General features: G+C 50.6%; 20 protein-coding genes. 15 read left to right on the top strand and 5 right to left on the bottom strand.

The features are described 5' to 3' along the window. Positions 1 to 152: 152 nt before the first annotated feature. The gene (gene olsF, locus BLW37_RS16835) at positions 153 to 1,859 is read right to left on the bottom strand and encodes a bifunctional ornithine lipid synthase OlsF (protein WP_091344971.1); all 1,707 of its coding nucleotides are present in this window, start codon (positions 1,857 to 1,859) and stop codon (positions 153 to 155) included. Between the two features lie 88 nt (positions 1,860 to 1,947). Continuing rightward, entirely contained in the window at positions 1,948 to 2,748 is an 801-nt protein-coding gene (locus BLW37_RS16830; protein ID WP_091344968.1) for a UDP-2,3-diacylglucosamine diphosphatase, read from the bottom strand. Between the two features lie 99 nt (positions 2,749 to 2,847). On the opposite strand from BLW37_RS16830, the gene BLW37_RS16825 reads away from it, so the two are divergent. Continuing rightward, positions 2,848 to 3,771, top strand: a complete 924-nt coding sequence (locus BLW37_RS16825; protein WP_091344966.1) for a 2-hydroxyacid dehydrogenase — start codon at positions 2,848 to 2,850, stop codon at positions 3,769 to 3,771. Between the two features lie 313 nt (positions 3,772 to 4,084). On the opposite strand, the gene smrA is transcribed toward BLW37_RS16825, so the two are convergent. Both smrA and BLW37_RS18880 read right to left on the bottom strand, forming a co-directional pair. Next, positions 4,085 to 4,666 carry a DNA endonuclease SmrA gene (gene smrA, locus BLW37_RS16820; RefSeq protein ID WP_091344965.1) on the bottom strand — a complete coding sequence of 194 codons (582 nt, stop codon included), beginning with the start codon at positions 4,664 to 4,666 and terminating at the stop codon, positions 4,085 to 4,087. A gap of 59 nt (positions 4,667 to 4,725) precedes the next feature. Further along, a complete protein-coding gene (locus BLW37_RS18880; RefSeq protein ID WP_245785764.1) occupies positions 4,726 to 5,061 on the bottom strand; it encodes a hypothetical protein in 336 nt (111 codons plus the stop codon). 220 nt (positions 5,062 to 5,281) lie between these two features. Here BLW37_RS18880 and BLW37_RS16810 point away from each other — a divergent pair, with 220 nt between their 5' ends. Further along, complete coding sequence (locus tag BLW37_RS16810) at positions 5,282 to 5,653, top strand: response regulator (protein WP_091344962.1); 372 nt, start codon at positions 5,282 to 5,284, stop codon at positions 5,651 to 5,653. Between the two features lie 124 nt (positions 5,654 to 5,777). Further along, on the top strand, positions 5,778 to 6,071 hold the full coding sequence (locus tag BLW37_RS16805) for an ArsR/SmtB family transcription factor (RefSeq protein ID WP_091344960.1): 294 nt from the start codon (positions 5,778 to 5,780) through the stop codon (positions 6,069 to 6,071). 92 nt (positions 6,072 to 6,163) lie between these two features. Here the strand turns inward: BLW37_RS16805 and rpsT are convergent, their stop codons facing one another. Next, a complete protein-coding gene (rpsT, locus tag BLW37_RS16800) occupies positions 6,164 to 6,433 on the bottom strand; it encodes a 30S ribosomal protein S20 (RefSeq protein WP_091344958.1) in 270 nt (89 codons plus the stop codon). Positions 6,434 to 6,644: 211 nt separating this feature from the next. On the opposite strand from rpsT, the gene murJ reads away from it, so the two are divergent. The 12 genes from murJ to BLW37_RS16740 all read left to right on the top strand — a co-directional run bounded on the left by murJ (position 6,645) and on the right by BLW37_RS16740 (position 18,435). Beyond that, positions 6,645 to 8,213, top strand: coding sequence for a murein biosynthesis integral membrane protein MurJ (murJ, locus tag BLW37_RS16795; protein ID WP_091344956.1), 1,569 nt, complete (start codon positions 6,645 to 6,647; stop codon positions 8,211 to 8,213). A gap of 72 nt (positions 8,214 to 8,285) precedes the next feature. Then, a complete protein-coding gene (gene ribF / locus BLW37_RS16790) occupies positions 8,286 to 9,239 on the top strand; it encodes a bifunctional riboflavin kinase/FAD synthetase (RefSeq protein WP_091344955.1) in 954 nt (317 codons plus the stop codon). Positions 9,240 to 9,259: 20 nt separating this feature from the next. Continuing rightward, complete coding sequence (ileS, locus tag BLW37_RS16785) at positions 9,260 to 12,091, top strand: isoleucine--tRNA ligase (RefSeq protein ID WP_091344954.1); 2,832 nt, start codon at positions 9,260 to 9,262, stop codon at positions 12,089 to 12,091. Further along, positions 12,091 to 12,597: a signal peptidase II gene (gene lspA / locus BLW37_RS16780; protein ID WP_091344953.1), complete on the top strand. Its 507-nt coding sequence runs from the start codon at positions 12,091 to 12,093 to the stop codon at positions 12,595 to 12,597. Before ileS ends, lspA begins: the two co-directional genes overlap by 1 nt. Next, positions 12,575 to 13,027 (top strand): FKBP-type peptidyl-prolyl cis-trans isomerase, encoded by a 453-nt coding sequence (gene fkpB, locus BLW37_RS16775; RefSeq protein ID WP_091344952.1) that lies wholly within the window; start codon positions 12,575 to 12,577, stop codon positions 13,025 to 13,027. The genes lspA and fkpB overlap by 23 nt, the downstream gene beginning before the upstream one ends. Beyond that, positions 13,027 to 13,956: a 4-hydroxy-3-methylbut-2-enyl diphosphate reductase gene (gene ispH, locus BLW37_RS16770; protein ID WP_091344951.1), complete on the top strand. Its 930-nt coding sequence runs from the start codon at positions 13,027 to 13,029 to the stop codon at positions 13,954 to 13,956. Before fkpB ends, ispH begins: the two co-directional genes overlap by 1 nt. An 82-nt stretch (positions 13,957 to 14,038) precedes the next feature. Further along, a complete protein-coding gene (locus tag BLW37_RS16765) occupies positions 14,039 to 15,082 on the top strand; it encodes a sensor histidine kinase (RefSeq protein ID WP_245785763.1) in 1,044 nt (347 codons plus the stop codon). Continuing rightward, positions 15,079 to 15,789 carry a LytR/AlgR family response regulator transcription factor gene (locus BLW37_RS16760; protein ID WP_091344950.1) on the top strand — a complete coding sequence of 237 codons (711 nt, stop codon included), beginning with the start codon at positions 15,079 to 15,081 and terminating at the stop codon, positions 15,787 to 15,789. Before BLW37_RS16765 ends, BLW37_RS16760 begins: the two co-directional genes overlap by 4 nt. A 115-nt stretch (positions 15,790 to 15,904) precedes the next feature. Next, positions 15,905 to 16,468 (top strand): GspH/FimT family pseudopilin, encoded by a 564-nt coding sequence (locus BLW37_RS16755; RefSeq protein WP_091344949.1) that lies wholly within the window; start codon positions 15,905 to 15,907, stop codon positions 16,466 to 16,468. A 13-nt stretch (positions 16,469 to 16,481) separates the two neighbouring features. Beyond that, positions 16,482 to 16,901 (top strand): type IV pilus modification protein PilV, encoded by a 420-nt coding sequence (gene pilV, locus BLW37_RS16750; RefSeq protein WP_091344948.1) that lies wholly within the window; start codon positions 16,482 to 16,484, stop codon positions 16,899 to 16,901. Beyond that, complete coding sequence (locus BLW37_RS16745) at positions 16,898 to 17,935, top strand: PilW family protein (RefSeq protein ID WP_091344947.1); 1,038 nt, start codon at positions 16,898 to 16,900, stop codon at positions 17,933 to 17,935. The genes pilV and BLW37_RS16745 overlap by 4 nt, the downstream gene beginning before the upstream one ends. Continuing rightward, complete coding sequence (locus BLW37_RS16740; RefSeq protein WP_091344946.1) at positions 17,932 to 18,435, top strand: pilus assembly PilX family protein; 504 nt, start codon at positions 17,932 to 17,934, stop codon at positions 18,433 to 18,435. Before BLW37_RS16745 ends, BLW37_RS16740 begins: the two co-directional genes overlap by 4 nt. Positions 18,436 to 18,453: the final 18 nt, after the last annotated feature.

Genomic DNA, 18,453 nt, shown 5'->3' with positions numbered 1-18,453 from the left:
GGTGTGTCCTCCTGTACTCGCCATTGCCAACGGGATCTTACCGCGGCTAGCGATCCGTGTAGCGTGAAAGAGTCACGCATTTGACTAATTTATAGACGGTACAAGCTTAACTTAACCTGAATTGGCACAATCTGCCAGGCAGCTGACAGCCTTCATCCCATATAGCGTTGTTTCTTATGAGCTTTAATCTTTGTGATATCGACCAGTACCAGGCCGTCCATACAGTCTGAAAAATCCGAGTCCAGTCCAAAGCTTAAAAAATAAGCGCCACCAGGCTCACACAATTCGCTGTACTGCTTGTATAAGGTGGGTATGCTTAGCCCCATATTCGCCAGCAAATGCTTGAGCTGACAAAAATCAGCTGCATAGTCGTTACCGCTAAAGTGCGGGCGTAATTCTGCTAACAGTTGTTCATGCAACACATAGGGATGACGGGATACTGCCGGGGATGCCGGATGCTGAAAGTAAAGGTTGTAAAAGTACACCATCAGATCGCGAGCGGCCTGGGGATAGCTGTTGGATAAACTGACGGCGCCATACAGATAACGGATATCCGGCCGCTGTTTCAGGTAGGCACCAATGCCATACCACAGATAGTCCAGGCTACGCTTGCCCCAATATTTCGGCTGGACAAAACTTCGGCCCAGCTCTAACCCAGCGTTCAGATAGGGCTTCATGCCACTGGATAAATGAAAGAGAGCATCGCAGTACAAGCCCGCTTGTCCATGCTGTGCCATAACGGCCGCTGTATCGGCAAAACGATAACTGCCAACGATATCCAATTCTTTGGGATCCCATAGAATCAAGTGTTGGTACCAGCTATCAAAAGGATCGATATCACGGCGTTTACCGCTGCCCTCACCAACCGCTCTAAAAGCCACTTCACGTAAACGACCAATTTCACGCAGTACGGGCGAGCTGCCTTGGTGCTGATACAGATAGATTTGCTTCTGATCGGCGGTTTCACCCAATAAGTGGCAGGCTTCGACAGCTTTCTTCAGCACTTTGCGATCTTCAGGCAGGGCAATACCGCTTTGAGTATGAAACAGAGGAGCTTTATCGGTGCCAATACGATACAGATGCTTTTTAAACAGCTTAGCTCTGGCCTGAGGCTCCAGCGCCAGGCTGGAAAAACTTTCAAAGGGAATCAACTCACCGATGCGAATTTGTAGCTGCTTTTGTCGCTGGCGGAACATTTCACGGACTAGCAGCAGGGTAGCCAGCGGTTTGTAAAGCATGGAAGCCAGATAGAACTGCCAGGAGTTGCGCCCTTGTAGATGGATGGGCAGCACCGGTGCCTTAGCCTGGGTGGCAAAGCGAAGAAAGCCATGGTGCCAGCGGCCATCACGAATGCCGTTTGGTTTTAGTCGGGATACTTCACCGGCAGGAAAAATTATCAGCGCCCCGTCCTGCTGTAAATGGTGGGCGATGTTATCCAACAGCTCGCGTCGTGTTTTGCTTTGCATGGCATCGACTGGAAATAACAGGGCATGCAAAGGCGGCAAAGTCATCAGCATCTGGTTGGCGACAATTTTTACATCGGGTCGGATTTCGCTAATCAGCTTGATCAAGGCTAGCCCATCCAGTGAACCAATCGGATGATTGGCGATAATCACCACCCGACCATCGCTTGGGATACGCTCCAGTTCCTGTTCACGTACTGTGGTTTGGAATTGGAAGTAGTCCAGCACTTGCTCGACAAAATCCAGGCCCTGTAAATGCGGGTAACTTTCGGCAAAATGCATGAAATCTTTCTCATGCAGCAACTGGCGTAACAACCAGGTGGTGAGCTTTTTTAGCCGAGGCTTGTGATCTAGCTGTGGTGCTTGTTGCTGCAGCATTTGCTCGACATTAAACATGGTACTGCTCCGAACTGGTTTGGCTATTTCAGCCTAGCGCAGAGGTATGGCAGTTTGATGACGATTATATGACTGTTCTGTGACCTGCTCAGGCGACTTTGGTCAAGGCAGTGACGTTCACCTGGGTGGGCTCTGGCCAGACTGAGAGCTGCTGGCAAGTCTCGGCACAATGATAAAGCGCCAGGCTGCCATCCCTGGTCTCGACCAGGGCGGTGCAGCTGTCAATCCAGTCACCATCGTTGCAGTAGAGAATTCCATCTTGCAGGGTAATTTCAGGGTGATGAATATGGCCACAAACAATGCCATCGTAACCGCCGCGCTTGGCACGCTGAACTGCTGCATCCCGGTAGCGTGCTATGGCCTGACGAGCGCCAGGCACCATGCTTTTAATGTAAGCCGATAAGCTGAAGTAAGGCTGGCCTAACGTGCGGCGAAAGCGTTGATTCCAGCGGTTGAGGAACAGCAATACATCGTACAAATGATCACCCAGCCGGCGATGCCAGTGTGCCAGCTGCACATGCTTATCAAACTCATCGCCATGCAGCAATAACAAACGCTGGCCTGTGAGGGTTATATGCTGGCTGCGTAACTGCACCTGGATGGCTCCAAAATTTTTACCGGCATACAGTCGAAAGGCTTCGTCATGGTTGCCCGGTACATAAATAATTTCCGTGCCTTGTTCTGCCATGTTCAGCAGTTGCCGTACCACCTGATTTTGCTGAACTCTCCAGAATACCTGGCGCTGCATGGCCCATAAGTCGACGATATCACCCAGCAGATAAATCTTGTCGACCTGACAATGTTGCAGGAAATTCAGCAGGTAGCCGGCCTGACAGTTTTTACAACCCAAATGGATATCGGATAAAAACAAGGTTCGGCAGTTCAGCATTGGTTGGCACCATGGTATCTTAACGATATGGTCAGCTTGCCGATGCATTGCGTCAGTGGGGTGACAATGCCCTGAAACTTTTATGACAGTGAGTGTTTTATGTCTTCAATTGCCCTGGTGATCCCAGATAGGGATCTCAGCCGCTTGGTTGCGGCTTTGCAGCTCCACTTGCCTGAGGTTGTTATAGAGCAATGGCCGGACATTCAGCAGTCAGAGCAGGTCGAGTTCGTCGTGGTGTGGAAGCAGCCTGCAGGAAGCCTGCAACATTTTCCAGCGCTAAAAGCGATTCAAAGTTATGGGGCCGGGGTGGACTCAATTTTACGTGATCCGCAATTACCATCTTTGCCCATCAGCCGCATTGTGGATCCTATGCTGGCGACAGCAATGGTCCGTTATCTGGATACGGTGGTTCGGATGTATCAGTTACGGTTGGATCAATTCGCGCGTCAGCAGCAACTAGCGCAGTGGCGACCTAAAGGCCCCCGTAAGCTCATTACCATTGCGGTGCTTGGTTTGGGTGAGTTGGGTCAGGCTGTTGCAGCTCATTTTGTTGCGGAAGGCTTTACCGTAACCGGTTGGGCCAGAACCTTAAAGCAATTGCCTGGTGTGCAGTGTTTTGCCGGGATGGATAGCTTCGCGGCGGCAGTGACCGATGCGGACTTGGTGATGTGCTTATTGCCACTAACTTCGGCGACGGAAGCTTTACTGAATGAGCATCATTTGGCCATGTTCAAAACGGGTGCCATTTTGATCAATGTCGCCCGCGGTGCCATTGTCGATGAGCGAGCCTTGTTGATTGCACTTGATAGTGGACAGCTGGAAGCTGCCTGTCTGGATGTCTTTAGCCAGGAACCCTTGCCGGCGGCGCATCCTTTCTGGTCTCATCATAAAGTAACAGTCACACCCCATATTTCTGCTGTCACTAATATAGACACTGCAGCCCGTCAAATTGCTGAAAATTATCAACGTAGTCAGCGTGGCCAGCCTTTGTTACACCCGGTTGATTTAAGCAAAGAATATTGAGCGTTAAATAACTGTATAAAAATACACCTGTTGTAAATAAACTACAAGTTGTCTACACTAAGCGACAGCTTAAAAAGTTAAGCTAACTTGCTCACAACAATAAAAAATTAAGCGCTGAGGTAATCTTTATGAGTAAAGCGTCCAGTCGTGGTTTTGGCTTTACCGCAATTGTCATTGTTGTTTGTCTGATGGCACTATCAGCATTTTTGACGAAAGCTGAAGCCTGCTGCTTCCTTTGTTGAAGCCAGGAATGGATGGTTAAGGATGATCAAAAAACCCCGATTTATCGGGGTTTTCCTTTTGATTCTTATCGTTAAATTCGTTTGCTGTGGCGCTCTCTGTTATCGCGCTTTTGCTGTTGGTTCTTTTGTAGCAGCACATAACTAGCCGCGTAACCACCATGATGGCGTTGGGCGGTATGGCAAGCGAGTACTTCTGGGATCTGACTGAGCCACTTGGCGCAATAACTTTTCAAAATAGCTGGATGCGGTTTGCTGTGACGGCCCATGCCGTGATGGATTAATAAAGTACGAATACCGCGTTGATGGCAATCCTGAATGAAGTCGAATAATTGCTTGCGAGCTAGCTGTAGGTTTTTACCAAGCAAGTTCAGTGTTGCATCCAATTGGTATTTACCAAGACGCAGGTTGCGGTAGACACCTTCTTGTACGCCATCTTTTTTGTAGGCAATCAGATCGTCTGGCTTGATAAGATCCACGTATTCCATGCTCAGGTAATTGGGATCAAACTCCATCTCTTGTTCAGCGGCTTCGCGCCTGGCCAATTGAGCCAGTGAAGGCTGAAATTCACCCGTTTCCGGGACAATTTCATCATGCTGCAAAGGCCGTACACCGGCCATTTCTTTCAGGAAGTCATCCAACTCATCCGTCGACACAGCTCAACCCGATTATTCAGTTCGTGATGAGGGTAGTATACGCTGTCTGTTCACAGACGTCATGCCGCAGTTACGGCATCCGGATTGACACGAGTGGTGGTAACTTGCACTGGTTCAGCTGTCGCTGTGGTTTCAACATCAGGTTCGGCAGCCATCAATTGGTTGGTTTTGTGGCGTTGCCAGGCAAATAAACCCAGGTAATACGCATTGATCAGCAATACCAGTAAATTGGAAATCACGCCTTGAGGGATGGCAATAAACAGGTAATAAAAAAACATCAATGCACAGCCAACCAGAGTCGCCAGCCGAAGCCAGAACACATCTTTGATAAAGAAAGCACCAATACAGATAGCCAGACCAATCCAGCTAATCACATCGTACACCATAGCTTCCATTAGTTCCTCCTGAAAAGCTGCACCGAATGCGCGCATTATCTGAGCAAGTCAGGTTTTACTCAACTGAGTAATTTTGCTTAATTTAGATTAATAAAACTAATGAATGTTCCTTGGTCTGCACATGGCTTGGTTGTAGGTTGTGTCTACTTTTGATACCATTGCCATTGGAGCGGATACAACGCACAGGCGGTAAGCCTGATTGAACAAGAAAGGGTAATGGATGACCAAATCGACACTACGCGTCTTGATTGTAGATGATGTGGCTGCTGTGCGCAGTTATCTCAAACAGATCTTAGTAAGCTTAGGGGTTCCGGATATTCTCGAAGCCGCTGATGGTACCGAAGCCGCATCGCTTTACCATCGTCTGCAGCCGCAGCTGGTATTTTTGGATATCCAACTACCTGATATTAATGGTAAAGAATTGTTACGCCAGTTTAAATCCATCAACAAATCCAGTCATATTGTGATGGTGTCGGCATTTTCAAGTGTTGAAAACTTACGCGATAGCATTGCTGCAGGTGCTAATGCCTTTGTGGTAAAACCATTCTCCGTGAAACGTATCAGCTATTTGGTTCAACCTTATCTGAATTAATTTTACATTTATCGCAATTAAAGTGCATATCATGCAGCTTTTTGTAAAGTGACAAGCGAATTACTTGTGAATTTTCTGTCGTCAGGTGATAATAAGCCGTCTAGACATTTAGGTGTAAAAGAATATGAACTTACAAGAAATGCGAAAAAACTCCGCCAAGGCTGCCAAGTTACTGAAAGCCATCTCCAACGAGCGTCGTATGCTCATCTTGTGTTATTTGCTGGAGGGGGAAATGTCTGTCGGTGAGATGAATGATAGGTTGGAACTCAGTCAGTCCGCCTTATCACAGCACCTCGCGTTGCTTCGTCGCAATCAACTGGTAAAAACCCGTAAAGAAGCGCAAACCGTGTTTTATCGCATTGAAAGCGATGAGGTGAAAGCGGTGATGAAAGTTCTGCACGATCTGTATTGCGCCTGAAGGGCGTCAGCGCAACATGCTGTGAACCGGCCTACCGGTTCACAGACACAAAAAAACCGGCTTAAATAGCCGGTTTCTTGTATCTACTGCAATTAAGCAGCAGACAGCCCTTTGATGTGGGCATTCAGGCGCGACTTATGGCGAGCGGCTTTGTTCTTATGGATCAGACCTTTGTCTGCCATACGATCCAAAACTGGCACCATTTTCTTAAACGCATCCTGAGCAGCAGTGGCATCACTCACCAGCACAGCTGCATAGGTTTTTTTGATAAAAGTACGCATCATTGAACGCTGGCTGGCATTATGCTTACGGCGTTTTTCAGATTGAATTGCGCGCTTCTTAGCAGACTTGATGTTAGCCAAGGTAACACTCCTAAAACTAGATAAACCGGACTCTTTAAAGGCCGCATAATATGCCTACTTTACCAGCGCTTGTCAAATGGTTTATCAGGGCTTGTGCCGGCTTCTTGCATCTCATTTAAACCAGTTGCCGAATTTAGTACTGGTATTTGCGTGCCGCTACAGGTGAAAATAGCCAGTAGCGATGATAAACCACTGAAACAGAGGATGGCCGGTGGCTGAAAAGTTATTAAAGTCAGGCATTATTGTTAGTAGCATGACGCTGATTTCAAGGGTTTTAGGCTTACTGCGCGATGTGGTGATTGCTGCTTTTGTCGGCGCAGGGGCTGCCGCTGATGCCTTTTTCTTTGCCAATCGTATTCCTAACTTCTTGCGTCGTTTATTTGCCGAAGGTGCTTTTGCCCAGGCCTTTGTCCCAGTGCTTAGCGAGGTAAAAGCGCAGCATGGTGACGATGCTGTGCGTGAACTGGTAGCTAAGGTGGCTGGCACTTTGGGGGTGATCGTCATTTTGGTCACCTTATTTGGTGTGCTGGCATCGCCATTAGTGGCCATGTTGTTTGGCATGGGCTGGTTTATCGAGTGGTTGCAAGGCGGCCCGGATGCAGAGCGTTTTGAGCTGGCCAGCCTGATGCTGAAAATTACCTTCCCGTATCTGTTCTTTGTCAGCTTGGTGGCACTTTCCGGTGCGGTGCTCAATACCTACAACAAATTTGCTGTCGCCGCTTTTACCCCCGTTTTTTTGAATATTGCCATCATCGTTGCAGCGGTATACACCGCAGACTGGTTCCATGAACCTGCGCTAGCGCTGGCATGGGGGGTGTTCTTCGGTGGTTTGATTCAACTATTGTTCCAGTTGCCGTTTTTGGCCAGAGCTGGGGTTTTAGTAAGGCCGCGTTGGGGCTGGCGTGATCCCGGGGTGGTGAAAATTCGGACTCTGATGCTGCCTGCCATCTTCGGTGTCTCGGTCAGCCAAATCAATCTGTTGCTGGATACGGTGATCGCTTCCTTTTTATTGACTGGTGCGGTCAGTTGGTTGTATTACTCGGATCGTTTGCTGGAATTTCCGCTTGGCTTGTTCGGTATTGCTATTGCAACCGTGATTCTGCCGACCTTATCGCGCATGCATGCCAATGCCAGTATGCATGAGTTTCGCGCCACTCTGGATTGGGCGCTGCGCTTTATTGCCTTGTTTGGCCTGCCAGCAATGGCGGCTTTGATGGTGCTTGGTAAGCCTATTATCGCGGTGCTATTTATGCGTGGCGAGTTCACGGCTTTGGATGTGGATAAAGTATCCTACAGCCTGTTTGCCTATGCCTGCGGTTTATTCAGTTTTATGCTGATTAAAATCTTGGCACCGGCTTACTACGCCCGTCAGGATATGAAAACACCGGTACGCATTGGTATCATTGCCATGGTCGCTAACATGGGGCTGAACCTGTTGTTGGCTCCCTTTCTGAGTTATGTCGGATTGGCATTGGCCACAGCGCTGTCGGCCAGCCTGAACGCTTTCTTACTCTACCGGGGCCTGAAAGCCATTGGGGTTTATCAGATTTCAAGTTTCAGTCTGTGGTTTTTGGGAAGAGTTGTGGCTGCAAGTTGTGGCATGGCAGCTCTGTTGTGGTGGTGGTTGCCAGAGATGGCTTATTGGTATCAGCAAAGTACCGGCTGGCAGCTGCAGCAATTGTTGCTGACCTGTACGCTTGGCGCCACAAGTTACTTTGCATTACTGGCTTTGTTCGGAGGGCGACCAAGCCATATCCGCCGGCAGCGTCATTCAGGATGAAAAACCATGCATTAGCAGGTATAATCGCCTGCTTGTTGCACCTGGGTGCGGGTTAGAGCGGTTAAGGCAGGCATGGAGTTTATTCGCGGTTTACACAACATCAAAGCGGAGCATCGAGGCTGCGTGCTGACCATTGGCAATTTTGATGGTGTGCACCTGGGGCACCAGGCAGTGCTTGCTAAACTGATCGAGGTGGCGAAGCAGCGTCAACTTCCATCCTGCGTGATGGTGTTTGAGCCTCAGCCGCTGGAGCTGTTTGCCCCCGACAAAGCGCCTGCAAGGTTAAGCCGGTTACGGGAAAAATACCTTGGCCTGGCCAGGCTGGGTATTGATCGTTTGTTGTGCGTCAATTTTAATCGACGGTTTGCTGATCTGGCACCGGATTACTTTGTTGAGCAGCTCCTGCTGCAGCAATTGGGCGTGCAGCACTTGATCGTCGGTGATGATTTTTGCTTTGGCAAGAACCGTGCCGGTAATTATGCTTTGTTGCAACAGGAGGCGGCACGTTTTCAGTTTGGTCTGACCCCAACGGCCAGTCTGAAACAACAGACACAGCGCATTAGCAGCACGGCCATTCGTCAGGCGTTGGCCGCAGACGATTTAGTATTGGCAGAGGCCATGTTGGGCAGGCCGTTTTCATTAACCGGTAAGGTACGACATGGCCGGCAGCTTGGGCGGCAACTGGGTTTTCCTACCGCCAATGTCTGGCTGTACCGCAAAAAACTGCCGGTGCATGGTGTCTATGCGATAGAGGCTATTACCGATTTGGGGTGTTATCAAGGCGTGGCCAATATCGGTTCACGGCCAACGGTGTCGGGTAAGACCGAACAACTGGAAGCGCACTTGTTTGATTTTAAAGGTGATTTGTACGGTAGCCAAATTGAAGTGTTGTTACGGCAGAAGCTGCGTAACGAGCAGAGCTTTGCCACCATCGAAGCACTGCAGCAACAAATTCAGCGGGACGCCGAGGCGGCCCGCGCCTATTTTCAGTCGTCAGCCTCTGAACAGGTTGAAGCCAATCAATAACGATGACGGACGAATAACGGATGAGTGACTACAAGCATACCCTGAACCTGCCGGAAACCGAGTTTGCTATGCGTGGGAATTTGGCGCAGCGTGAGCCAGCGATGCTGGCCGAGTGGCAACAAGATGGGCTTTACCAGCAAATTCGTGCCGCCAAACAGGGCAAGCCACAATTTATTTTGCACGATGGTCCCCCTTATGCCAACGGCAGCATCCATATCGGTCATGCGGTCAACAAAATCTTAAAAGACATGATCGTCAAAGCCAAAACCTTGTCGGACTTTGATGCGCCCTATATCCCCGGCTGGGATTGCCATGGTCTGCCCATTGAGTTGGTGGTGGAAAAGAAATATGGCAAGCCGGGTGTGAAACTCAGCGATGCCGAGTTTCGGGATAAATGCCGTGAGTACGCCGCCTCGCAAATCGAAGCACAAAAAGTCGACTTTGTCCGGCTGGGTGTGCTTGGCGACTGGGACAACCCCTACCGCACTATGGATTATGATTTTGAAGCCAATATTATTCGCTCGCTAAGCAAAATTATTGAGAATGGCCACTTGCAGCAGGGTTTTAAGCCGGTGCACTGGTGTACCGATTGTGGTTCGGCATTGGCTGAAGCCGAAGTTGAGTATCAGGATAAAACCTCGCCGGCTATTGATGTGCGCTTTAAGTTGGTGGACGAAGTCGCGGTGGATCGTTTTGATCATCCAGAGAATCATCGGGGCCAGGGTCCGGTTTCTGTGGTGATTTGGACTACTACGCCCTGGACCATTCCTGCCAACCGCGCTGTTGCTGTGCATGCTGATTTGGATTATAGCCTGATTCAGGTGGAGCAGGGCGAACATGGGCCGGAGCGCCTGATTGTTGCTACCGATCTGGTGACGGATGTGATGGCGCGGGCAGGGATTGAGCATTACCATGCGCTTGGTTTTTGCAAAGGCAAGCAGTTGGAGCTGGTGGCACTAAAGCATCCATTGTATGACTTCGAAGTACCGGTGATTTTGGGCGAGCACGTTACTACCGACTCTGGCACCGGTTGCGTTCATACCGCACCTGGCCATGGCCAGGAAGATTTCGTGGTCGGGCAAAAGTATGGCCTTGAAGTCGCCAATCCGGTCGGCGCCAATGGTGTCTATTTACCGGATACGCCCTTATTTGCCGGCCAGCATGTGTTTAAAGCCAACGAATCAGTGGTGGAAGCACTCAAAGAGCGCCGGGCCTTGTTGGTGCACAAAGCCTATCAGCACAGCTACCCGCATTGCTGGCGTCACAAAACCCCGATTATTTTCCGTGCTACCCCGCAGTGGTTTATTAGCATGGAGCAACAAGGTTTACGGACTACTTCGTTGCAGGAAATTGCCAACACCCGCTGGGTACCGGACTGGGGGCAAAGCCGGATTGAGAAAATGGTCGCTGGCCGGCCAGACTGGTGTATTTCCCGCCAGCGCACCTGGGGTGTGCCGATCGCACTTTTTGTTGATAAAGACACAGGTGCCTTGCATCCCAATACCACCGGGCTGATGGAGCAGGTGGCGCAAAAAGTTGAGCAGCATGGCATTCAGGCCTGGTTTGATTTACAGCCGGAAGAATTGCTAAGCGCGGAAGATGCCAGCCATTATGTCAAAGTGAAAGATACATTGGATGTCTGGTTCGACTCGGGCGTGACCCATGCTTGTGTGGTTGCTGCCAGATCCGAGTTTCAGGGCGCGACCCAAGCTGACTTGTACCTGGAAGGCTCCGATCAACACCGTGGCTGGTTTATGTCCTCACTGATGACCGGTGTGGGCATTAAAAATCATGCGCCATACAAACAAGTGCTGACCCATGGTTTTACCGTCGACGGCCAGGGCCGCAAAATGTCCAAGTCGCTTGGCAATGTGGTGTCACCACAGCAGGTGATGAACAAGCTGGGGGCGGATATCCTTCGGCTTTGGGTGGCCACTGCTGATTACACCTCGGAAATGACGGTGTCGGATGAGATTTTAAATCGCGCGGCCGATAAATACCGCCGTATCCGCAATACCGCCCGCTTCTTACTGGCCAACCTGAATGGGTTTGATCCTGCAACCGACCAGCTGCCGTTTAACGAGCTGGTCGAGCTGGATCTCTGGATGGTCAACCGGGCGGCGCAGCTGCAAACGGAAATCATCGAGGCCTATGATCAGTACCAGTTCCATCAGGTCAGCCAGAAACTAATGAACTTCTGTACCATCGAGCTGGGCAGTTTCTATCTGGATGTGATCAAAGACCGACAGTACACTGCCAAAGCGAGTAGTCAAGCCAGACGTTCCTGCCAAACGGCGATGTACCATATTGTGCAGGCACTGGTGCGCTGGATGGCGCCTATTATGAGCTTCACGGCGCAGGAGATCTGGCAGCAACTTCCTGCTCAGCCTCAGCCTTATGTGTTTATGGATGTCTGGTACTCCGGGCTTGCGCAGGTGCCGGCCGGTCGTTTTGACAATGCCTTCTGGCAGCAACTGCTGCAAGTACGTGATGAAGTCAACCGGGTGCTGGAAAAAGCCCGTAAGCAGGAACTGATCGGTGCTTCTTTGCAAGCCGAGGTGACCTTGTACACCACCACTGAATTGGCGGCACAATTGCAGCAGCTGCAGGATGAACTGCGTTTTGTACTGATCACCAGTACGGCGACGGTCAGCAGCGATGCGGCACCAGCTGAGGCGGTTGAAACAGAAATCGTCGGTCTGAAGGTGCTGGTGCAGGCTAGCAGTGCGGTCAAATGCGAGCGTTGTTGGCACTATCGCCATGATGTCGGCGCTGATGCGGCGCATCCGACCATCTGTCTGCGCTGTGTCGATAACGTCAGCGGTGCCGGAGAACAAAGGGAGTTTGCCTGATGCGGTTGTTTCAGCAAACCGGCTGGGCTTTCTGGTGGCTGGCACTCTTGGTACTGGTGTTGGATCAAGTGACCAAGCAGTGGGTGCATCACAGCATGGCTTTGTACGATTCGATTCAGCTGTTGCCGTTTTTTAATCTGACCTATGTTCGGAATCCGGGCGCAGCTTTTTCGTTTTTAAGCGATGCCGGTGGTTGGCAACGCTGGTTTTTCACCGTGGTTGCCGTGGTCATTATTGCAGTGCTTAGTGTTTGGCTCTCCCGGCTGACTGCCAAAGCCAGCAAACTCACCCTTGGCCTGAACCTGATTATAGGCGGTGCGATTGGCAATCTGATCGACCGCCTATGGCATGGCTATGTGATCGACTTTTTTCATCTGTACTATCAGAACTGGCATTACCCAGCCTTTAACATTGCCGACTCGGCCATCGTGATTGGCGCTGGTTTATTGATATGGGACAGTTTCAGCAATCAGGAGCAGGGCCATGACCACGCCAAATCCCGGTAATCAGGGTATTCGTACGGACAGTACGGTGATTTTTCATGTTGATATCAAGTTGTCCGATGGCAGTGCTGCAGAAAGTACCCGGGTGCACAACAAACCGGCCCGTATCCGGATGGGTGATGGCAGTGTCTCTCCAGCTTTTGAAGCCCAATTACTGGGGAAACATGCCAGTGACAAGCTTACGTTCACACTGGCGCCGGAAGATGCCTATGGCCAACCGAATCCGGATAATATTTACTACCTGGATCGCAGCAAATTTAGTAGCGACAGCCCGGCCGAAGTCGGCATGATCATTGGTTTTACCATGCCGGATGGATCCGAGCTGCCGGGCCTGGTCCGCGAGGTCGCCGGTCAGTCGGTGACCGTCGATTTTAATCATCCGCTGGCTGGTCAGACACTGACTTTTCAGCTGGAAATTCTGGAGGTGCAGTGATGGATATTTTACTGGCCAACCCACGAGGCTTTTGTGCCGGGGTCGATCGTGCCATCAGCATCGTCGAGCGGGCACTGGAATTGTATGATCATCCAATTTACGTCCGCCATGAAGTGGTGCACAACAAGTTTGTGGTGGATGGCCTGCGCCGGCGTGGTGCCGTCTTTGTCGATGAATTGCATGAAGTGCCGGATGGCCAGATTGTGATTTTCAGTGCTCACGGTGTGTCGCAAGTAGTGCGTCAACAAGCCAAAGATCGGGGCCTGAAAGTGTTTGATGCTACCTGTCCACTGGTTACCAAGGTGCATATGGAAGTCACCCGGGCCAGTCGTAAAGGCATTGAGTGCATTCTGATTGGCCATGCTGGCCACCCGGAAGTGGAAGGCACCATGGGCCAGTACGACAACCCGCAGGGCGGTATTTACCTGGTGGAGTCGGTAGAAGATGTGCAAAAGCTGCAGGTGAAAAATCCACAACAGCTGTGCTTTAGCAGCCAGACCACGCTATCGGTTGATGACACCGCTGATGTGATTGAGGCGCTGCGTCAGCGCTTTCCTGATATTGAAGGGCCGCGTAAAGACGATATCTGCTACGCCACGCAAAACCGTCAGGATGCGGTACGGGAGCTGGCAGGTAAAGCCGAACTCTTGCTGGTAGTTGGGGCAAAAAACAGCAGCAACTCCAACCGTCTGCGTGAGCTGGCTGAGAAAATGGGTGCCAAAGCTTTCCTGATTGATACGGCCGATGATATTCAGCAAAGTTGGTTAGATGGCATCGAGCGAGTTGCCGTTACTGCTGGCGCTTCTGCCCCGGAGGTATTGGTGCAGCAAGTGGTAGCAAAACTACAAAGCTGGGGGGGCCGCACCGTGACAGAGCATCCTGGCCGTGAGGAAAACATCGTCTTTGCGATTCCTGCAGAGCTGCGGTAATCAATTCAAAGTAAGACAAAGCTGGTGTTAACGCATTGACAGCGCTATAGTTTGTTGTAAACCAAGTGACTGCAGTGTTGCAATGAATCCAACCCCGTCTGTATCCAACCCTATGCTATTACCAGCATTCTGCCAGAATCGAGGTATTCTGGCAGTGGTTGTGCTGGCACAGGCTGTGGCCATTGTGCTTGCTTTCGCGCCAGGAACTGTGGGTGACCCTTGGTTGCGGCTTGGTGTGATCAGCTTGTTCGTGCAATGGGTAAGCTTGCTGAGCATGGCGCTGATTTGCAGATTACGGCCATGGTTGACGCAATTTAGCGCATTACAGCAAGGTGTCTTGGTGTTGGCCGTACTGCTGGTTTTTACCTTGCTAGTCAGCTTGCTGGCTTTTTTGTTTTTGACAGAGCATGGTTGGCAATCCTATAACTCGCTTTTCTATTTTATGCTGACCAACGCCCTGATAGCCTTTATTGTTGGGCTTTTAGCCATTCAATTCAGTGTGATGCATGCCGAGCGTAGCATGCGCATAGCGGCCCAGTCCAGAGCGGAACTGGATGCACTGCAGGCCCGGATCCGACCTCACTTCCTGTTCAACAGTTTGAATACAACGGCTGAATTGATCCATCAGGATCCTAAAGCTGCTGAGCAAGCCTTGTTGGACTTATCGGCGTTATTCCGGGCGGCGATGCAGGCTGGGGGACAGACAACGTTAGCGCACGAATTGGCGTTAGCACGTCAGTATTTATCGCTGGAACACTGGCGACTGGGCTCTCGTTTACAAGTGCATTGGCGGCTGGGTCAAGAGCTGCCCGAGGTAATGATGCCAGTGTTGACTCTGCAGCCTTTGCTGGAAAATGCGATCTACCACGGCATTGAACCAAATCGTCAGGGAGGGGAAATTTGCATTGAGCTGGTGCTTGGTAATCAGGCGGTTACCCTACTGATTACCAACACTCTGTCACAGCAGAACCGCTCCAGCAAAGGCAATGGTATTGCGCTGGAGAATATTCGCCAACGTTTGGCCTTACTCTATGAGGACCAGGCAAAGCTGCACTGCAGCAGGACAGAGGCTGAGTTTCGTGTCAAGCTGGTCCTGCCGAAAAATCAGCCGGAGATAGTGACATGAAATTTTTACTGGTGGATGATGAGCCTTTGGCACGTGCCAGGCTAAAGCGTCTGATGCTTGCCCACAGTGATTTCGAGTTAGTTGGCGAGGCGGAAGATGGTGAGCAGGCGTTGCAATTATCAGTGCAGCATCAACCCGACTTGGTACTGCTGGATATTGAAATGCCGAATCTGACAGGCCTTGAGGTCGCGAAGGCATTATCACAACAACCAATACCACCGGCACTGGTGTTTGTGACGGCTCATCCACAGCATGCGCTGGATGCTTTGCAAGTGGCAGCAGCGGGCTATCTGGTCAAGCCGGTAGAAGCAGACGCTTTGGCCGAGGTTTTACAGCGCATAGGTAAGCTAACCAGGGCACAGCTTGAAGCGCAAAAAGAGAGTGTCATCAGCTACCAGCTGGCAGGCTGCTTGCGCCAGGTACCACTGTCTTCTGTGCTCTATCTGGTGGCTGAAGATAAGTATGTCCGCTTGGTCTCAGGGCAAGGAGAAGCATTGCTGGAACAAAGTCTGCGCCAATTAGAGCAACGCTATCCTCAGTTACTGCGTATTCACCGTAAAGTATTGATCAATCGCCAGTATTTTGTAGCTTTGCATCAAAGTGTGCAAGGTTATCAAGTGGAGCTGGCCGGTTGTACGCAGCGCCTGGATGTGAGCCGTCGCGAAGCACCCCGCCTGAAACAATTGCTGCAACAAACCACATTGTGATCTACCAAGTCTGAACCGTTTATCGGCAGGTCACACCGCTTATCTGCTAAAGCTGGTAATTTGTCAGTGACTTATTAAGCTAATAGCATCCGTTATTATCTATGTTGAACTGCCTATGCTTGCTGTCGAACCTGGCAAAGAAACTGGTTTTACCCTGATTGAGTTGATGGTCACTGTGGCTGTGATGGCGATTGTACTCACTGTTGCTGTTCCAGCGTTTACCAATCTAATTAATAGCAACCGTCTGACCAGCCAAGCCAATGAGCTGCTAAGCACGCTGAGCTTTGCGCGCAGTGAAGCCATTAGGCGCAATGCAGATGTTATTTTTTGTCACAGTCAGGATGGTACCAGTTGCACAGCTCCGGCAGGGGGGAACTGGCAAGGCTGGATTGTATTTGCCAATGCCGATCCATCGACCATTCTGGCGACAGGACGTTTGCACAACCAGTTGCGGGTATTGTCCAGTTCCAACCTCAGTAATGCTGCTTTTAGCTTGCGTTACAATGCTCAGGGATTTATTCGGCAGGCAGGCAACAATAACTTGCTAAGCGGCACGATTCGAATGTGTCATCCTTCTGGTAATCCGGAACAAAATGTCCGGGATGTTCGCTTTATTTCTGGTGGCCGTGCCACTGTATCCTCTGCCAGCAGCGCAGCCTGTGCCAGTCCGGACAACTGAAGGAGCCATTGTCATGCAGTGCAAAAAATTTCAAAGTGGTGTCAGTTTGCTGGAAGTGATGATTGCGATGTTGGTGCTTGGTATTGGCCTGCTGGGTGTAGCGGCTTTACAGGCCAGCTCAGTCCGGAATACGCAAAACTCCTATGAGCGGACCATTGCGATTGTGATGGTTGACTCTGTGATTGAAAGTATTCGCGCGAACCCGAATGCAGGTGCGGGGGCTTATGCGATGAGTGATTGTGTACCTGCATCAGGTGGTTTAATTGGTGAACAACTAACCCACTGGGTAACCCGGTTACAGCAGGAACTTGGTGATTCAGTGAAGTGCTCTATTGTGTTTAATAATGATCGCTATGTGGTGGAAGTTAACTGGAAAGATGAGCGTCAGTCTGAAATGACTGAAACATTGATCCGAACGGCGGTGGTGCTATGAGAAAAGTGAGCTCATTTGATGCAGTAAAAAGCCAGAGCGGCCTTACTTTGGTTGAGCTGATGATAGCCATGGTATTGGGGCTAATTTTGGTCGGTGGCGTCACCGGTGTATTTCTCACCGCGCAGCAGACCTACCGGGTTAATGATAGCCTGAACCGCATGCAGGATGGTTTTCGTATTGGTTTTCAACTACTCACCAGGGATTTGCGAAATGCTGGTAGCTCGGGTTGTACCAACAATGGTCGGGTCGTCAATGTGTTGGCTGGCAACACCTGGTGGGCCGACTGGGCCAACAGTAATTTTATTGCATACGACGGAGGCTCTGTTCATCCCGGTATTCCTTTTGGTGCCGCAACTGGCCAGCGAGTAGCAGGAACTTCAGCGATTCAAATGATGTATTCGCTAAGTGATGGCAATGAAGAAATAAATATTGACCATCAGCCAAATGGTGCAAGCTTTCGGGTGAGATCAGGCTCAGGGATACGAGAGAATGACATTATCATGGTATGTGACCAGACCCAGTCAACGATTTTCCAAGTCACCAACCTCAACAGTAATCCCGGACATGATAATGTCATTCACAATACGGGGGCTTCAGTACCGGGAAACTGCACGATTAGGCTTGGCTTTCCTGGGCCAACAGATTTAACGAGCTGCGGGGGGGCTACCCAAGGCACGCTGTACAAGTTTTCTGCCAATGCAACCTTATCACGTTTTGAAAGCGTTACCTGGTTTGTTGGTAACAATGGTAGGCCAGAAACCGGGGGCCGCTCTTTGTATCGCAGCTGGGTTGAACGTGGCGCTTTGATCACTGAAGAGGTGATTGAAGGTGTGCAAGATCTGCAGTTTGAGTTTCTGTTGTTAGGTTCTGCCACTTTTATCGACACTGGGACTGTTCCTCCCAATCGATGGCTGGATGTAGTCTCGACCCGGGTGCATCTAACGGTCGAAGCACCACACCTGAACCCTCAGGGAGGGGAGCGTTTAAGTCGCACGTTAGTGCATGAAGTTGCTTTGAGGAACCCTGTGTTATGAACAGCAGATACATCAAATCTCAGCAAGGTATGGCGCTTATCGTCAGCTTGTTGCTGTTGCTGGCGATCACCATCATCGTATTGGCAGCGAGTCGTGGCACCGGCCAGCAGGAGCGTATGAGCGCCAACCTGTACGATAGAGAGCTTGCCTTTCAGGCAACTGAAAGTGCAATACGGATAGCCGAGCAGTGGCTTATGAATAACCCCAATCATGTTGACTTTACCGGGGTGCAGGGGCGCTACCCGCAGCCGGATCCAAATAACCTGCCTCGTTGGCGCGACCCAGCCACGGTTTGGCAAGCGGCAGATCTCGCTTTAGGAGGGCTGCAGCAGGATGCCGAATTTATTATTGAAGATATGGGGCGCTGGCCAGATCCGCCAGATTGTGCACGTGGTTCTACCATTCCACCCGGCTGCTTATCACAAACGTACCGCATCACGGCCCGCAGTGCCGGAGCTGATCGCGCCGGTATTATGTTGCAAGTTTTGTTTCGTCGCTAACGAACACAGGAGCTAGAA

The sequence above is a fragment of the Alkalimonas amylolytica genome, from assembly GCF_900107845.1.
In the GTDB taxonomy this organism is placed as follows: domain Bacteria; phylum Pseudomonadota; class Gammaproteobacteria; order Enterobacterales; family Alteromonadaceae; genus Alkalimonas; species Alkalimonas amylolytica.
Note: the sequence above shows the minus strand (reverse complement) of the source record. Positions and strands in the feature narration are given on the sequence as shown.

Bases quoted from the DNA above. Each gene is read 5' to 3' on its own strand.
- BLW37_RS16740 (WP_091344946.1), top strand. From the start codon at position 17,932: ATGAACAGCAGATACATCAAATCTCAGCAAGGTATGGCGCTTATCGTC.
- BLW37_RS16755 (WP_091344949.1), top strand. From the start codon at position 15,905: ATGCTTGCTGTCGAACCTGGCAAAGAAACTGGTTTTACCCTGATTGAG.
- BLW37_RS16765 (WP_245785763.1), top strand. From the start codon at position 14,039: ATGAATCCAACCCCGTCTGTATCCAACCCTATGCTATTACCAGCATTC.
- fkpB (WP_091344952.1), top strand. From the start codon at position 12,575: ATGACCACGCCAAATCCCGGTAATCAGGGTATTCGTACGGACAGTACG.
- olsF (WP_091344971.1), bottom strand. From the start codon at position 1,859: ATGTTTAATGTCGAGCAAATGCTGCAGCAACAAGCACCACAGCTAGAT.
- lspA (WP_091344953.1), top strand. From the start codon at position 12,091: ATGCGGTTGTTTCAGCAAACCGGCTGGGCTTTCTGGTGGCTGGCACTC.
- ispH (WP_091344951.1), top strand. From the start codon at position 13,027: ATGGATATTTTACTGGCCAACCCACGAGGCTTTTGTGCCGGGGTCGAT.
- ribF (WP_091344955.1), top strand. From the start codon at position 8,286: ATGGAGTTTATTCGCGGTTTACACAACATCAAAGCGGAGCATCGAGGC.
- BLW37_RS16810 (WP_091344962.1), top strand. From the start codon at position 5,282: ATGACCAAATCGACACTACGCGTCTTGATTGTAGATGATGTGGCTGCT.
- BLW37_RS18880 (WP_245785764.1), bottom strand. From the start codon at position 5,061: ATGGAAGCTATGGTGTACGATGTGATTAGCTGGATTGGTCTGGCTATC.
- ileS (WP_091344954.1), top strand. From the start codon at position 9,260: ATGAGTGACTACAAGCATACCCTGAACCTGCCGGAAACCGAGTTTGCT.
- BLW37_RS16760 (WP_091344950.1), top strand. From the start codon at position 15,079: ATGAAATTTTTACTGGTGGATGATGAGCCTTTGGCACGTGCCAGGCTA.
- BLW37_RS16825 (WP_091344966.1), top strand. From the start codon at position 2,848: ATGTCTTCAATTGCCCTGGTGATCCCAGATAGGGATCTCAGCCGCTTG.
- BLW37_RS16830 (WP_091344968.1), bottom strand. From the start codon at position 2,748: ATGCTGAACTGCCGAACCTTGTTTTTATCCGATATCCATTTGGGTTGT.
- pilV (WP_091344948.1), top strand. From the start codon at position 16,482: ATGCAGTGCAAAAAATTTCAAAGTGGTGTCAGTTTGCTGGAAGTGATG.
- BLW37_RS16745 (WP_091344947.1), top strand. From the start codon at position 16,898: ATGAGAAAAGTGAGCTCATTTGATGCAGTAAAAAGCCAGAGCGGCCTT.
- BLW37_RS16805 (WP_091344960.1), top strand. From the start codon at position 5,778: ATGAACTTACAAGAAATGCGAAAAAACTCCGCCAAGGCTGCCAAGTTA.